General features: G+C 26.2%; 12 protein-coding genes and 1 rRNA gene. 2 read left to right on the forward strand and 11 right to left on the reverse strand.

Features of this window, described 5'->3' with window-relative positions; translation table 11 throughout:
• Positions 1-541 precede the first annotated feature (541 nt).
• Positions 542-1,126: a DUF4230 domain-containing protein gene (locus N4A48_RS09355; protein ID WP_293665644.1), complete on the reverse strand. Its 585-nt coding sequence runs from the start codon at positions 1,124-1,126 to the stop codon at positions 542-544.
• A gap of 74 nt (positions 1,127-1,200) precedes the next feature.
• Between N4A48_RS09355 and N4A48_RS09360 the strand changes: the two genes are divergently transcribed.
• Positions 1,201-2,796 (forward strand): putative manganese-dependent inorganic diphosphatase, encoded by a 1,596-nt coding sequence (locus tag N4A48_RS09360; protein WP_293665645.1) that lies wholly within the window; start codon positions 1,201-1,203, stop codon positions 2,794-2,796.
• Between the two features lie 58 nt (positions 2,797-2,854).
• On the opposite strand, the gene N4A48_RS09365 is transcribed toward N4A48_RS09360, so the two are convergent.
• The 7 genes from N4A48_RS09365 to pcrA all read right to left on the reverse strand — a co-directional run bounded on the left by N4A48_RS09365 (position 2,855) and on the right by pcrA (position 10,539).
• Positions 2,855-3,376 carry a peptidylprolyl isomerase gene (locus N4A48_RS09365; protein ID WP_293665646.1) on the reverse strand — a complete coding sequence of 174 codons (522 nt, stop codon included), beginning with the start codon at positions 3,374-3,376 and terminating at the stop codon, positions 2,855-2,857.
• Positions 3,377-3,447: 71 nt separating this feature from the next.
• On the reverse strand, positions 3,448-4,461 hold the full coding sequence (locus N4A48_RS09370; RefSeq protein WP_293665647.1) for a hypothetical protein: 1,014 nt from the start codon (positions 4,459-4,461) through the stop codon (positions 3,448-3,450).
• A 12-nt stretch (positions 4,462-4,473) separates the two neighbouring features.
• Positions 4,474-5,091, reverse strand: a complete 618-nt coding sequence (locus N4A48_RS09375; RefSeq protein ID WP_293665648.1) for a metallophosphoesterase — start codon at positions 5,089-5,091, stop codon at positions 4,474-4,476.
• A 107-nt stretch (positions 5,092-5,198) separates the two neighbouring features.
• Positions 5,199-5,813, reverse strand: a complete 615-nt coding sequence (locus N4A48_RS09380) for an ATP-binding protein (RefSeq protein ID WP_330665097.1) — start codon at positions 5,811-5,813, stop codon at positions 5,199-5,201.
• Between the two features lie 91 nt (positions 5,814-5,904).
• Positions 5,905-6,672 (reverse strand): patatin-like phospholipase family protein, encoded by a 768-nt coding sequence (locus N4A48_RS09385; RefSeq protein ID WP_293665650.1) that lies wholly within the window; start codon positions 6,670-6,672, stop codon positions 5,905-5,907.
• 60 nt (positions 6,673-6,732) lie between these two features.
• Positions 6,733-8,031 (reverse strand): M18 family aminopeptidase, encoded by a 1,299-nt coding sequence (locus N4A48_RS09390; RefSeq protein WP_293665651.1) that lies wholly within the window; start codon positions 8,029-8,031, stop codon positions 6,733-6,735.
• Between the two features lie 339 nt (positions 8,032-8,370).
• Positions 8,371-10,539: a DNA helicase PcrA gene (gene pcrA, locus N4A48_RS09395; protein WP_293665652.1), complete on the reverse strand. Its 2,169-nt coding sequence runs from the start codon at positions 10,537-10,539 to the stop codon at positions 8,371-8,373.
• 374 nt (positions 10,540-10,913) lie between these two features.
• Between pcrA and N4A48_RS09400 the strand changes: the two genes are divergently transcribed.
• Positions 10,914-13,256, forward strand: coding sequence for a sensor histidine kinase (locus N4A48_RS09400; protein ID WP_293665653.1), 2,343 nt, complete (start codon positions 10,914-10,916; stop codon positions 13,254-13,256).
• Between the two features lie 253 nt (positions 13,257-13,509).
• Here the strand turns inward: N4A48_RS09400 and N4A48_RS09405 are convergent, their stop codons facing one another.
• From N4A48_RS09405 to rrf, 3 genes are all read right to left on the reverse strand, one after another.
• Positions 13,510-14,979: a hypothetical protein gene (locus N4A48_RS09405; protein WP_293665654.1), complete on the reverse strand. Its 1,470-nt coding sequence runs from the start codon at positions 14,977-14,979 to the stop codon at positions 13,510-13,512.
• A 16-nt stretch (positions 14,980-14,995) separates the two neighbouring features.
• On the reverse strand, positions 14,996-15,448 hold the full coding sequence (locus N4A48_RS09410) for a hypothetical protein (protein WP_293665655.1): 453 nt from the start codon (positions 15,446-15,448) through the stop codon (positions 14,996-14,998).
• A 344-nt stretch (positions 15,449-15,792) separates the two neighbouring features.
• Positions 15,793-15,901 (reverse strand): 5S ribosomal RNA (rrf, locus tag N4A48_RS09415); the annotation flags it as partial.

Below are 15,901 nucleotides of genomic sequence, written 5' to 3' on the forward strand. Positions count from 1 at the left end.
GCCGCCAGCGTTCATCCTGAGCCAGGATCAAACTCTTAAATAAAAGTTTGTCAGTACTCAGTAAACTGACTTAATGTGTTGTTTCCGAAAATCACTGTTGTGATTTATTTATAACCTACTGTTTAATTTTCAAAGTTCATTCTGTGTTTCGTGTTTGCCTCGTTGTCGAAGACAAGTAATAATATATCACCTTTAAAACAATTCGTCAATACTTTTTCTAAAGTTTTTTATATATTTTTGTATATATATATCTAAAAATGTCTTTTAATACAAAAAACAAATATATAATGATTAATTTGACAACTATATTTATATGCTTAATCAAATTGAAAATCAGTTTCCATTGCTGATTTCTATAAAATATAGTTTAATTATCATAAGTTTTTTATTACAAGAATTAGTCATTACTATTTATGTCAAACTTATAATAATCCAAATACATATATGTACAGTATTTAGTAATACTACTACATATACACAATAATCATTATATATTTGATGTTATTTATAATCTACATTTGTACATAATTTTATTCATATTCTAATAAATTATTTCTATCTTTTCATATCCAAGTCCCCTTAATATATTTTCCAATAGCTTTTGAGTATTCTTATTTGTTTGTTCTAGAAAACCTTCTTTTATTATTTTTTGTTCTATCTTTTCTTTTTCTTTACTTATTTCTGTAAACACATCTTTTATTTCAAGTTTATTGAACAGAGAAGTTTTTTCATCATATACATATATATTTTTTTCATCTATTTTATGATCTAGTATTTGAACTTTTTTTATTTTTAGTTTAATATTATTGTTCTTGTTTTCAATTATCTTTACATCATTTAAGTCTATTCCTGTTTTTATTACTCCATCGTATTTTATTAAAAATGACTTTTGAGTAAAAGGTATTTGTAAATCTTTTATTTTTTTATTTTGTTTAAAAGATATTACATTTGTATAATAATATTTATTAACAGATAGTTCTCGTATTTGGGATATTTTTTCAAATATAATAGCAGAATCTTTTTCTTTATTTAGTTTTAATATGTTTTTATTCATTAAAATTGTAAATAATATAAATATAGTAAAAAGAATCATCAAAATTTTATTTTTATCATTTTTATCTATCAAATTACCCTCTCCTTTTGATATAATAATGTTTTGAAGATTTAATATAATAATAATCATAGAAAGGAGAAATATCAATGTCAATTTTAATATTTGGTCATAAAAATCCAGATACTGATTCGGTTACTTCAGCTATAGCTTTTTCTTATCTTAAAAATAAATTAGGTTTTGATACAAAGCCATGTGTTTTAGGAGATATAAGAAAAGAAGCTGAATTCGTTCTTAATTACTTTAAATTATCACATCCTACTTTTATAAAGGATGTTAAAACTCAGGTTAAAGATTTAAATTTCGATAAAGTATCAGGAGTAAGCCCTAACTCTTCAATTTTATCAGCTTATCAAACTATGGAGAAATCTAACCTAAAAACACTTCCTATAGTTGATGATAATAGTAATTTGCTTGGAATAATAACTATGAAGGACATAGCTATGAATCTTGTAACAGGAAATATAGACTGTTTAAACACAACACTTTCAAATATAGCTTCTGATTTAGATGGTGATATTCTTGTAAATTGCAATGATATTGTAAACGGAAAATTATCTATAATAGCTTTTTATTATAAAACTATACAAGGTACTTTATCTGATAAGGATATAATAATAGTTGGAGACAGATATGATGTTATAGAACATGCTATTGAATCTAAGGTTCAATTAATAATATTAACTGGAGACAATGAAATTCCTGAAAAATACTTAAATCAAGCTAAAGAAAATAATGTATCTATAGTAAAAGTTCCAAATGATACTTATTCTACTTCAAAATTAATACATCAATGTAATTTCGTATCATCTATAATGAACTCTGATATAGTTAAGTTTAAAGAATGTGATTATGTGGATGATATAAAAGAAGATGTATTAAATACTCATTATAGACATTACCCTGTTATTGATTCTAATAACTTATTCTTAGGATTGTTAGGAAGACACCATCTTTTAAACCCTAACAAAAAACAAGTTATATTAGTTGACCATAATGAAGAAGCTCAAAGTGTCGATGGGTTAAATCAAGCTGAACTTCTTGAAATTATAGATCACCATAAAATAGGTGGAGTATCTACAGCCGCTCCTATTAACTTTAGAAATATGACAGTTGGAAGTACATGTACTATAGTCTATACTATGTTCAAAGAAAACAATATAGAAATACCTTTTGAAATTGCAGGTGTTCTTACATCTGGTATATTATCTGATACTCTTTTATTTAGATCTCCTACAACTACTAATTTAGATAAGGTTGCAGTTGAAGATCTTAATAAAATTTTGAATCTAGATGTAGAAAAATATGCTATGGAAATGTTCAAAGCTGGTACTTCTCTTGATGGATTCTCTATAAAGGAAATTGTCAATATGGACTTTAAAGAATTTAATCTAGAAGGATTAAAAACTGGTATAGGACAAGTATTCACTTTAGATGTTGACTCTATATTCAACAAAAAAGATGAATTCTTAAATTATATAAATGATACAGAATATGATTTATGCGTTTTAGCTATTACAGATATAATAAAAGAAGGGTCTTATTTAATATATAAGAGTAAAGATAAATTAATATCTGAGGCATTTAATGTAGACTCTTCTCAGGGTGTATTTGTAGATGGAGTAGTTTCTAGAAAGAAACAATTAGTTCCTAATTTAACTGAAGCTATAAAATCTTCTAAATAGAAAAAAATTCGTCTACTCGCTTTCTTATCTAATAAAAAACCAGCCATAGGCTGGTTTTTTACATTTTTTCTACTTGTGGATATTCAACTCCAAGTGTATCAACTGTAACTTTTTTCATTTTTTGATCTTCATAAGGTTTATCAGAATAATCTGTATCTGCTCCTACTATTCTATCTACTTCTTCCATTCCCTCAGTAACTCTTCCGAAAGAAGCATATTGATTATCAAGATGAGGTGATCTTGCAACCATTATAAAGAATTGAGATCCACCTGAATTAGGGTCCATAGTTCTAGCCATAGAAAGAACTCCTCTTTCATGCTTTAAATTATTTGTATGTCCATTTTGAGTAAATTCTCCTCTTATAGAGTACCCTGGACCTCCCATTCCAGTTCCATCAGGGCATCCTCCTTGAATCATAAATCCAGGTATTACTCTATGGAATATAACTCCATCATAGTGTCCTTTTTGAATTAAAGATATAAAATTGTTTACAGTATTAGGAGCTATATGAGGATAAAGCTCTGCCTTAATTATATTTCCATTTTCCATTTCAATTGTAACTATTGGATTGTTTTGCATTTTTATCTTCCTTTCTGTATAAAAATTATTATGTAATTTTACAATTGCGACTACATAATTATATCAAATTTTTAGCTTCTAGTTTTAATTATTTCTGATTCTAATAATTTTATATCATCTAAATCGCTTTTTTGTATTTTATTTAATATTTCTTTCCTATATTTTTCAGATAATAGATTTTTAGATCTCAAATTATTTTCTATTACATCTGTCCAGTTTATTTTTTTTCTATTATAGTAAACATCATAGTCTATAATTCTCATTCCACCTTCTAAAAATTCAGCTCCTACTAGAATCTTTTTTATATATTTAGGATCATAGAATGTGAAAAATCTTACCCTATATACCCCAACTGCCATAAATAATCTAGGATAATCCTTAGACCAGGATTCTCCTAGTATAACTCCCAGTTCTAATCCCTCTAGTATTTTTAATAGTCTATCATAGTGAAGATTATAAGCTCCATATATATCATATATTTTAATTTCTATTTCATACCAATCTTTATTATCAAGTCCAGCATTTAAATATCTTAGCGCATCTGTTCTCATTTTTCTTATAAGCGTTGAATATTTTTCTTCTATATAAAGTGCCTCTTTATATATATCAGATACATTAAAAGTTTTTCTAAGAGGTTTATCTGTAAAAGCTACTATTGTTCCTTTATCATTATAATTTTCTAATATATTTATAACATCGCCCTTAACATAACGCTCTTTATTGTCTTCTTCTATTTTTTCTATTATCTTATTTAAATCACCAAAGACTCTCATAAATATTATTCTAGGGGCAATTCTTGAATATGTTATATATTTTTTAATATCATTGTTTAATACTCTACATAATATTACATCTGGTTCTTCCTGAATAATAAATATATCTAAGCATTCTTTTGAATTTATAATATCCTTAGCCTTTTCTACTATAAATATTATAGTACATTCTTCATTAGCTTGTTGAAAAGCAGATGTTAAGTCACATTTTCTAGATGCATTAAAATTTTTAGAAAGATATCTTTTAACCTCTAATACATTATTACTTTCGATTATCAAAGATTTCGGTCCTCTTCTAATTATAGAAAACATAGTATCATCTCCTTATAGCCCTATTTTTCCCTTTCTAAGTCTTTCATCATCTATCCCAAATGGATAAGCTAGGTACTCAACCTTTTTTGTATCTGTATATATAATGTTTATACTTTGTATTCCATTTAAATATGTTCTTCCATTATCTATTTTATTTTTAATATCTAGATTATGTCCATATAAATTATATTCTTGTGGATCCTTTATTATTTCACTAGAATAATGACTCATTCTTAGTTCTAAGTCTTTTATTCTTATATTCTCACATATATCTATTATATCTATTTTATCTGACATACTTTTTAGTACTTCTTTTTTATCATGATTTCCTAAACATATGTATGTTTTCTTTGCACTCGATTTTGATAATATATCCACTAAAATTTCAAGCCTTTTACTATACCTATATAAAGAATAATGACAAAATTCAAGCTTTATATTATCTACTAAATCCCCTGTATGAATTATATATTCTGGGTTTATCTTTTTTATTAAATCCTTTAAAGCATAGAAAAAGCTATAGGGTGTATCTGATATATGAAGTATCACTTCTTCACTTCTATTTCTAATATACTTTGGAACATAAACTCTTCCTATAGACCTGTTTAAAATCACTTTAAGTTTTTCCATTAAACCATTCCTTATACCGATGTATTTACTTAAATTATACTTTATATTTCTTAATTTTCAAAATTTAGTTTCCTAATAGAAAAAACTACCTATTTAAAATAGGTAGTTTATTTTACATCCGCACATAATTCTTTTGTCTCTATATACTCTAAATCTAACATTTTCAATATCTGTTTCGCTCTTTCCTTAGTGCTTCCACTAGCTTCTATATAATTAATATTTTCTGCTTTTAAGAATGTAAGTATAGCATCATCTACTTGCTTTGCTATTTCTTCATCTTGCCATCTTACTCCATCTTGAACGTATCCGAATTCTCTTGGTAGATATATTATATGATCGTATTTGGGAATATCTTCTAATGCTAAACAATATAAATCTTTTAATATTTCAGTTTCTTTTTTAGTTCTTTTCTTATTTCCAAGCATAAACCTTCCGTAGATATAAGGTACAAATGTAGCATAATCAGTAAGAGCATAATCGAATTCATCAAGCTTATCTTCTAATCTCTTCTGCCCTAAATATATACCATATTGTTCTGATATAGATTCAATCATTCCTTTATCTCTTAAATAATCTGTTGAATATTCAAGTGCATATCCTGTATTAAGTCCTGCTATTTTCATTTCAACATAAAGATGTTGTATTAAAGTTGTTTTTCCACATCTTGGTCCACCTAAAACTGCAATTCTCTTAGCCATCTTTACTTCACTCCATAATTTCATTTTTTTGAGACGACTAATATAGTATACTAGTTTTTTTGTATTAATTCAACAAAATTCCCTAAACTTTTTGATATTTCCAATAATTTAATTCTTAATTTATTACTTTTTCATATCCCTCATAAAATAAGCTTTTACAGAACTCTTTCTCAAATTTAAGTGTATCACTAGGCTTCATATCTGTATCAGGCTCTATTACTATAATGTCATCTTTATTATAATGTTCTAATATATATTCAGGTATTATATAGCCTTTCTTAAGAGCTATTATAAATAGTTTATCCACTTTCTTATATATAAATGGAGACAATAAATTGTTATTTAATATTCCTCCATCTAAGTTATATCCTTCATATTCACCATTTAATACATCTTGTTTAAATGTTTCAAATACTTTTTTTGAGTCAAATGTATTCACAAATTGATCAAAGGATACTTCTTGATCTACATTACATGGAAGAAGAGAGCTATATTTTATATAAGATAGAGCTAGTTGGCTTTTATATCCTTTAACATTTGTAACTATTTCTCTTAATTTGTTGTCTTTAGTATTTACATAATTTACATAAAAATCTGTTTTATATTCTATGTTTTCATCTAAATTATTTAAATTGTTTATAAGTTGTGAATTATCTACAACTTTTCCACAGATTTTTCGTTTTCCTAGCTCATCTCCGTCAATATTTATCCACAATTCTTTGAGTTTTCTAATATTTTCTGTGTATATAAAGTATCCATTAACAGCTCCAATAGAAGTTCCAGCTACTATATCAAATTTTATTTTTTTTTCGTAAAGTCCATATATAACACCTGCTGCAAAAGCTCCTTTTGCTCCACCTCCAGGCAAACAAACTCCTAACATATTATCAATCACCCCTAGAAAAAATTCATATAGCCACTTAAAGCGGGTATATTTTTAACTCTATACTTCATAGAATTTCATAAAACTCTTATATGCAAAATAATGATCTTTTACTCCACCCAGCTCTCTAACAGAATGCATACCAAGTATAGATGTCCCTATATCAACACTATTTATATCTAAATGAGTAGATGATATAGGCCCTATAGTAGAACCACCAGGTTGGTCTGATCTATTTACAAATTTTTGACAAGGTACTCCTACTTCTTTACATAGACTCTCATATACAGCTGCCGAATAGCTATCACTTGTATATCTTTGATTAGCATTTATTTTTATAACAGGGCCTTTATTTATTACTGGTCTATTAGTAGGATCATGCTTCTCACCTCTATTTGGGTGAACAGGATGAGCCATATCAGCAGATATCATAAAGGAATTATATATACTTGTAAAAAATTCTTCTCTATTTTTATTTAAAGATATAGTTATTCTCTCAAGTATATTCTTTAACATATCAGAGTCTGCACCTTGTTTTGTAGAACTTCCTATTTCTTCATTATCAAACATAACAAATGCATTTATTCCTTTTGAATTGTTTGAATTTATAAAAGCATGTAGGCTTGAGTGAGCCATAGCCAAGTTATCAAGTCTAGCTGATGAAATAAATTCCTCATCTAAACCTACCAAGCATCCCTTTTCATACTCATATAAAAATAAATCAAAATCTAGTATATCATCACAAGTAATACTTATTTCTTTACTTATCTCTTTTAAAAGTAAATTATCTTTTTCTAAACTTTCATTTACAATTGAAACAAGCGGAATCATATCCGTTTGCTTATTAAGTTCAACACCTTTATTTACATCTCTATTCATATGTATAGCAAGATTTGGAATAATGCATATAGGCTTATTTATATTAACAAGAACTTCTCTTGGCTTTAATACATTATTACTTTTAACAGAAATCCTTCCTGCAATAGCTAAAGGTCTATCCATCCAAGTATTAAGAATTGGACCTCCGTATACTTCTGTATTTAACTTCAAATAAACCTTCTCACTAATCATCTCAGGATTTGGCTTTATTCTAAAGCAAGGAGCATCACTATGAGATGCTATTATTCTAAACCCTTCGTCCTCCACCTTATCAGAATTTATCTCAAAAGCCACAAGAGCAGAAGAATTCTTAGTTACAAAATACTTCCCACCTTTTTTAATCTCCCACTTATCAGTTAACTTTAACTCCTCAAATCCTTCTTTTGCTAAAATATCCACACTATTCTTAACAGCATGAAAAGAACTAGCCCCCTTATAAGCATAATCTATAAGATCATTAGCAAACTCTTTTTCTCTCATATTCATACCACCCTTTTTAATATAGTTTTTATATAAAGTGAAACTTATTTTTACTTTAACCTCTCTCTAAATGATTAACAACTACATTTAAAAATGAATATTATTGAAGTGTTAGAGAATGGTTTAAATATTTTTTATAAAACTTGCGTTATGTCGTTTTAATATCCGTAAATAAAGTTCGTTGTTTGACCAACGGGAGTTTAGAACTTTTAGGATATTAAATAAGACATAATGCTTAGTTTTATTAAAATATTTAACACATGAACGATATTTTAATAATATTCATTTTTTGCTAACAAACCGATTTCTAATAATATTTTTATATAAATATATTAAATTCTAAATTAAACTCAACTTTACATACTCTAAATTAATACTCTTAACCCCTTTATTCTCAAAAGCTATACTAACAGTAGACCCATTCTTTGCTACAACTGTTCCTATTCCAAATGTAGGATGCTTAACCTTAGACCCAAGACCTACATTATTATTGTCTATACTCTTACTTTCTTTTTCCATATGTCTTTGCTTATATTTTTCTACTAAGCTGTTTTGTTTTTTTAGTATTTTATTTTCAGGTTCATTCTTGTTAAGACTTTTTAAGCAAGCTTTAGGGAGTTCACCTATAAACCTTGATACCCTTGAATAGTTAGTCTTTCCATATATAGTTCTTGAAGATGCATAAGTCATATATAAAGTCTTCATAGCTCTTGTTATTCCAACATAACAAAGCCTTCTCTCTTCCTCAAGCTCTATTTCATCAGTTAAAGCTCTACTTATAGGAAATACTCCTTCTTCAAGTCCTGCTAAAAATACTACTGGAAATTCAAGTCCCTTAGCACTGTGAAGAGTCATTAAAGATACATAATCATCATCTTCATCAGAAGAATCCATATCAGATATAAGAGATATAGTAGCTAAAAATGTTTCTAAATCTTTTTCTTCACTTGTTTTTTCAAACTCCATTGCAACAGATATAAATTCCTTTAAGTTCTCTATTCTAGTTTGATTCTCTATAGTATCATCTTTTTCAAGCTCTTTTATATATCCAGTATTCTCTAGTACCTTTTCTATAAGCTTAGTTACAGAATATACATCGTTCATAGCACTAAGAGATGATATTAAAGTTGTAAACTCTCTCAACTTACTTTTTACCCTAGTTGATAGATCTATATTATCAGCATCATATAAAGAAAGATACATACTCTCTCTCTTTAAAAGAGCTACATCTTCTATTTTTTCAAGAGTTTTAAGACCTATACCTCTTTTGGGAACATTTATTATTCTTTTAAGCGAAATATCATCTACAGGATTTTGTATAATTCTTAAATAAGCTATTAAATCCTTTATCTCTTTTCTTTCATAGAATTTTATACCTCCGAATATCTTATACTTTATATTCTGCTTTATTAAAGCTTCTTCTAGCGCACGAGATTGAGCATTAGTTCTATAAAGTATAGCACAATCTTTATACTCTATACCTTTGTCGTTATTCATTTTTTTTATACTATGAGCTATAAAATCGCCTTCTTCTCTTTCATCTCTTGACTTAAAAGTTCTTATTCTATCTCCTGAATCACTCTGAGTCCATAGTTTCTTATCTTTTCTGGTTATATTATTGGCTATAACCTTATTGGCAGCATCAAGTATAGTTTGAGTTGATCTATAATTTTGCTCAAGCTTTACAACTAATGCATCCTCATAATCCCTTTCAAACTCTAATATATTCTTTATATCTGCTCCTCTCCAACCGTATATAGATTGGTCATCATCCCCTACAACACATAAATTTTTATGTCTTCTAGCTAGCATGTTTACAAGCTTATACTGCGCTCTATTAGTATCTTGGTACTCATCAACCATTATATATCTGAACTTTCTTTGATAAAAGTCTAAAACCCCTTCATTATTTTCTAGTATCTCAATAGCCTTCATTATAAGATCGTCAAAATCAAGGGCATTATTTCTCATAAGTCTTTCTTGATATAAAGAATATACTTTTGCTATATTGCTCATTCTAAAATCATTTTGATGAATTTCTTTAAATCTCTTTGAATTTATCATCTTGTCCTTAGCATCAGAAATATATCCAAGCACAGTTTTTGCTTCATACATTTTATCATTTATATTAAGTTCTTTTATACAATCCTTAACAAGTGTCATCTGATCCGATCTATCGTATATAACAAAGCTTCTCGTATATCCTATTTTATCTATATCTTTTCTAAGTATTCTAACGCAGCAAGAGTGAAATGTACTTATCCACATATTATTTGCATCAGATCCTATTATTCCCTCTACTCTTTCCTTCATCTCATTAGCAGCCTTATTAGTAAATGTGATTGCCAATATATTTGAAGGATGTACTTCTAAGTCATTTATAAGATGGGCTATTCTATAAGTTAAAACTCTCGTCTTTCCAGAACCCGCTCCAGCTAAAAGAAGTAGTGCACCCTCCGTTTTAAGTACCGCTTTTCTTTGCATATCATTTAATGTAGATAAATCCATTTAATTTCTCCCTTCAAGTAAGTTCTAATATATCAATTAAAATTTCCCGTGTAAGTTAAAAAAACCTATAGACAATTTTCTATAGGTTTTACTTTTTGCTCATTATATTATAATATCACATATAAAGTAGTATATACAAATTTAAAATCTTTATCTTTTCTCTTTATTATGAATTTTCAACCAAAGATATTCTTTTCTATTCTAAAACATTTATTTTATATACAACCTTACTTTTATATTATCAATACAATATTATTCTATATCATCTAATTTTTATCAAATCGACAAAACTATACTTTTTTCATCGAAGGTATATACTTTTTTATGTAGAAATGTATATTTATGTATTTTTTCACATAAAAGGAGATTTTTTTATGACTAATAAGAATAAATTTTTTTGTTGTTTTTTATCTATATTATTAATAAACATCTTGTATTTATATAATTTTTTCTCATTTGCAGAAGAAAAAATCAATCATATATTGATTATTAACTCTAAAAATATGGCCATACCCTATACTCACGATGTCGTAAAAGGTATTTATTCAAATTTAAAAAACAAAAGTAATATAATTCATATAGAAAATATGGATATTCAAGTAAAACACGATGATAAATATTTAGATATTTTATACGATTTATATAAATATAAATTTGAAGACTACAACTTCGATATCATAATAGCTACAGATGAAGACTCTTATTACTTTTTTGAAAAGTACGGAGATAAGTTATTTGAAAATTCTCCAATACTCTTCTGTGGAATCAATGAACCTAATATACTTGATAAAGTAAAATCTAACGAAAGATTTTATGTAGTTAAGCAATTAATAGATATAGAAAAAACTTTGGATTTAGCTAATAAAATTCATCCAAATAATAAAATATTTATACCTGTTAACCCTAACTTACTGAGTTCTCACTATATAAAGTTATTAGAGAATCAAAAAAAATATTATTACGATAAAGGTGTAGACATATTAATTTATTATGAATCTAATATAAACAGAGTATTATCTAAGCTAAATACGTTAAAATCCGGTTTGACTCTCATAACTCTTACTGAATTCAAGACTGACCATAATGACAATTATCCTATGAATGATTTAATTAAATTTGCTTCTACTAAAAAAAATATACCTTGCTATTCCTTTTGGAACAGTATGATAAACACAGGTATAATTGGAGGATCTTTATGTGATTCATATGGTTTAGGAAATACTGCTGGAAGATTTGCTCTGAAAATAATGGAAGATCCTAAGTATAACGTTCGTAATATATCTCATAAAAATAAATATATGTTTGATTATAATCAATTGACTAAATTCAATATACCAATATATAATTTGCCACCAGAATCTAAAATCAAAAATAAACAATCTAATTTTTATAGTATATCTAAAGATATAATATATGCATTCACTATTTATATAATATTTTTTTTAGTATTAATAATATTTATACTTCTTGTAAGTATAAATAAAACAAAAAAGCTACAGAAAACACTTAAATCAAACACAGAAGACTACAAGAATTTAATTGAATTTTTACCATTTGGAATACTAGTTCATAATAATGGTAATATACATTTTGCAAATTCTGCATTTTTGAAATTATTTAAATATAAAGATTTAGATTCTATAAAAAACACATCTGTATATAATTATATACATAAAGATTTTCATGAAAAAATAAAGAAAAGACTAGAAAATCAACAAAAACATATATATTCACCTGATATAGATGAGTTAGGTGTAACTGCTAATGGTGAACTTATAAATATAGAAGTTTGTGCATATCCAACATTAGATTCTAACAACTATACAATTGCAGTAATCAATGATTTAACAGAAAAAAGAAAAGCTGAAAAATTTAGAAATAAAATATTAGAAGAAGAAAAAAAATTAAAGCAAGCTCGTGAATATGATAAATTAAAAACTGAATTTTTTTCAAATTTGTCTCACGAACTTAAAACACCTCTTAATTTAATTTTTTCTATAACTCAATTAATAGAAAGTAATTTAATAAACAATCAATTAGTATGTAAGTCGAATAACACATCACACCACATAAATATATTAAAGCAAAACTGTTATAGAATGCTCAGACTTGTAAATAACTTAATAGATATAACAAAATTAGACTGTGGCCATTTTAGTATAGAACTTCAAAATCATAATATAGTAAGTCTTGTAGAGAATATAACTTTATCTGTAAGCGAATATATAAAAAATAAAGAAATATCTTTAATATTTGATACTAATATTGAAGAAAAAATAATAGCTGTAGATCCAAATTCTATAGAAAGAATTATCCTAAATCTTCTTTCTAACGCTATTAAGTTTACAGATTCAGGAGATTCTATCATAGTTAATTTATTTGCAGAACAAGAATATGTAACTATATCTATAAAAGATACAGGAATTGGTATTCCAAATGATAAATTGGAAATGATATTCGATAGATTTAGGCAAGTTGATAAGTCTTTAACTAGAAATACAGAAGGAAGCGGTATAGGTCTGTCTTTAGTTAAGTCTTTAATAGATATACATAATGGATATATAGATGTTAAAAGTGAGTATGGGTACGGAAGCGACTTTATTATAAGACTTCCTGTAACTACTGTAGAGGATACTAAGGAAATAGATACTATTTATGTGAAAGATAAGTCTATAGAAAAAATACATATAGAATTTTCGGATATATATTCTATATAGGAATGAACCTTATAAAAAAATAACTACCTAAATTTTGTACATACAAAATTTAGGTTCTTTTTATAGTCTGTGGATTATTAAAAATATTTTCATATAATTTAACTCTTTAAGTAGACACCTAATATTTTTGTTTAACTTACCCTTTAAAATTTTAAATAAAGACTTTTTTAGTGTACTCCTAATAATAACATATCTTTAAACATATTTAACTTCTGAATCTTCTTAATCTATTTTAATAAATACCTCTACTTTATTATTTTATATTAATTCTTCTTCCGAGAGTTGGAAATTTGTGTTCATCATCCATAATATACGTTCCCATGATAACTCTTATTATATCCTCGTATTTCCACCAATCAGTATTATTTTTATAAAATTCTCTATCTAATCCTTCATCATCTACAGAAATAATATTGAATAACTTATCTTCTATATCTTTTTTTATTAATCCCATTACTTCCTTAAAAAAATACATAACAAATATATTATCCTCTTTTTGCTTTGAGAAAATGAAAAATACTCTATCATTTCCCTCATGTATCATAGTTTCTCTTCCTTCAGACATATCATTTATAAAAAATTCTTTACACTTACTATAGGTATTATTTATTTCAAGGAAAATATTTTTACTCTTAATAATTGGAAATTCTGAAATGAATCTATTATAGTCTTCACAATAAATCATTATCAATTTATTGAATTTTACAATCATATCCCTTAATGAGTTTTTATCTACAAAAAGTCTATATTCATGCCCTAAAATAACATCATAAAAAACAACAATTGCATAAAATTCAATTGAATAATTCTTATTATCCCTTAACAGAACCCTCATAACCCCACAATTTAAATGCTCCTCTGTAACTTTATTAGGGAAAAATTCTTCATAATTATTGTTTAATGGCATAGGTCTTATGATATCGAATATCTTATATACATCTTTTTTAGATACTTCTTCTAAAATAAAATTGTCCTCACTAGTATTTTTAATACTTTCTATATTTTTTATAAGTATACTTGTATCAATATTTTGGACTTCAAATCGCTTTTTATACAAATTAAGAACCTTCAAAAAATTCTCCTTATTTCTTTCAAATGATTGTAATCCTGTGTATTTTAGTAACATATCGTCTGTTATATTGTTGACATCATTATGATTTAATAATTTTTCTAAACTCTTTAACAGTATAGTATATCTTTCATTAGGATCAAAATCTTTGCTATTTTCAATGATTTTGGCTTCTATATACTCATTATTTAATAAATCTTTTTCAGATAATTTAGTAAAATCTATATTCATAGCTATAAATGCTATTCTATTAATAATATTTGTTTCTAATAAATCCTTTGCATTATTTTTACTTAATATATTTAATATCTTTTTTCCATGATAAATAGCATAATTTTCACTTTTCTTAAACTCAGTAACAAAACGCTCATATCTATCTTTGCTAGAACAAGATATTATTGCTAATTGATGGAATAAAGCATAATTTTCATTTAAAACTAAATACGCCTTCTGCATTGTTCTTGAAATTTTCTTCAGATCTTCATTATTTAATCCTATTTCTGTTTGTTCTAATATAAAATTAACAAATGCAAAAATTGTACTTGTCCCTAGTTTATGATGCATATATTCATGTAGAATATTTGATATATCATTGTAAGCAAAATTACAATCAACAAACCCCACTTCGCCTAAATCGTATTTTCCTTTTATCATAAATTACCTCCTAATATTAATCTTCAAATTCATTTTTACAGCAATTACACCAAGCATTTTTACCAATTTTAAAGAACCCACATATTATTATAGAAACTATGCCTGAAACAAGTGCTATATCAACACCTAAATTTGCAGATAAAGAAACTGCTAACATAGGAATAATTTTTTCCACAATTTGAACACCACTTTGTCTTTCTGTGTTATATTCATTAGAGGATGTACATAATAATTTATATATTTCTATTTTAATACTCTTTCTAATATTATTATTTTCTTTCAAAAAAAATCCATCTTGCTTATCAAGTATTTGTCCTATTATTAGATTTTCCATACTTTCATAATCATCAATATCTGTATTAATTTCTCTATTATAATTCTTCCATTTACTTATATATATTCTTGGTACATTATTATTTTCCATAAATTCAATACAATGTTCTTGTAAATTATCATTATTAATCGTCATAGAAAACACCTTCCCTTTAATTATTTACATTATTATACAATAAAATTATTGATTGTTCAATACTTCTTAAGGTCAACACAACTTGTATTTATTGATATATTTACATACTAAAAAAGATGGTTATTTAAATGTTAGTGAATCTTTTAAATAGATTTCAATAAAACTTATGTTATATCGTTTAAATATACGTTTAAAAATTTCTTATGTCTGATCCTTAGCGAGTTTAAGAAATTTTAGTATATCTAATAAGATAGAACATTTAGTTTTATAAATCTATTTAATGAATTCAAGGTATTTAAATAACCATCTTTTTTGATTAACAACTATACAATATAAAAAAGATTACGTGGCTACGTCCTACTCTCCCAGGGGGCTGCCCCCCAAGTACCATCGGCGCTAAGGAGCTTAACTTCTGTGTTCGGAATGGGAACAGGTGTATCCTCCTTGCTATAA

The sequence above is a fragment of the Tepidibacter sp. genome (assembly GCF_025210165.1).
Classification (GTDB): Bacteria; Bacillota; Clostridia; order Peptostreptococcales; family Peptostreptococcaceae; genus Tepidibacter_A.

Coding starts and splice junctions, on each gene's coding strand:
- N4A48_RS09360 (WP_293665645.1), top strand. CDS start 1,201: ATGTCAATTTTAATATTTGGTCATAAAAATCCAGATACTGATTCGGTT.
- N4A48_RS09365 (WP_293665646.1), bottom strand. CDS start 3,376: ATGCAAAACAATCCAATAGTTACAATTGAAATGGAAAATGGAAATATA.
- N4A48_RS09370 (WP_293665647.1), bottom strand. CDS start 4,461: ATGTTTTCTATAATTAGAAGAGGACCGAAATCTTTGATAATCGAAAGT.
- N4A48_RS09375 (WP_293665648.1), bottom strand. CDS start 5,091: ATGGAAAAACTTAAAGTGATTTTAAACAGGTCTATAGGAAGAGTTTAT.
- N4A48_RS09380 (WP_330665097.1), bottom strand. CDS start 5,813: ATGAAATTATGGAGTGAAGTAAAGATGGCTAAGAGAATTGCAGTTTTA.
- N4A48_RS09385 (WP_293665650.1), bottom strand. CDS start 6,672: ATGTTAGGAGTTTGTTTGCCTGGAGGTGGAGCAAAAGGAGCTTTTGCA.
- N4A48_RS09390 (WP_293665651.1), bottom strand. CDS start 8,031: ATGAGAGAAAAAGAGTTTGCTAATGATCTTATAGATTATGCTTATAAG.
- pcrA (WP_293665652.1), bottom strand. CDS start 10,539: ATGGATTTATCTACATTAAATGATATGCAAAGAAAAGCGGTACTTAAA.
- N4A48_RS09400 (WP_293665653.1), top strand. CDS start 10,914: ATGACTAATAAGAATAAATTTTTTTGTTGTTTTTTATCTATATTATTA.
- N4A48_RS09405 (WP_293665654.1), bottom strand. CDS start 14,979: ATGATAAAAGGAAAATACGATTTAGGCGAAGTGGGGTTTGTTGATTGT.
- N4A48_RS09410 (WP_293665655.1), bottom strand. CDS start 15,448: ATGACGATTAATAATGATAATTTACAAGAACATTGTATTGAATTTATG.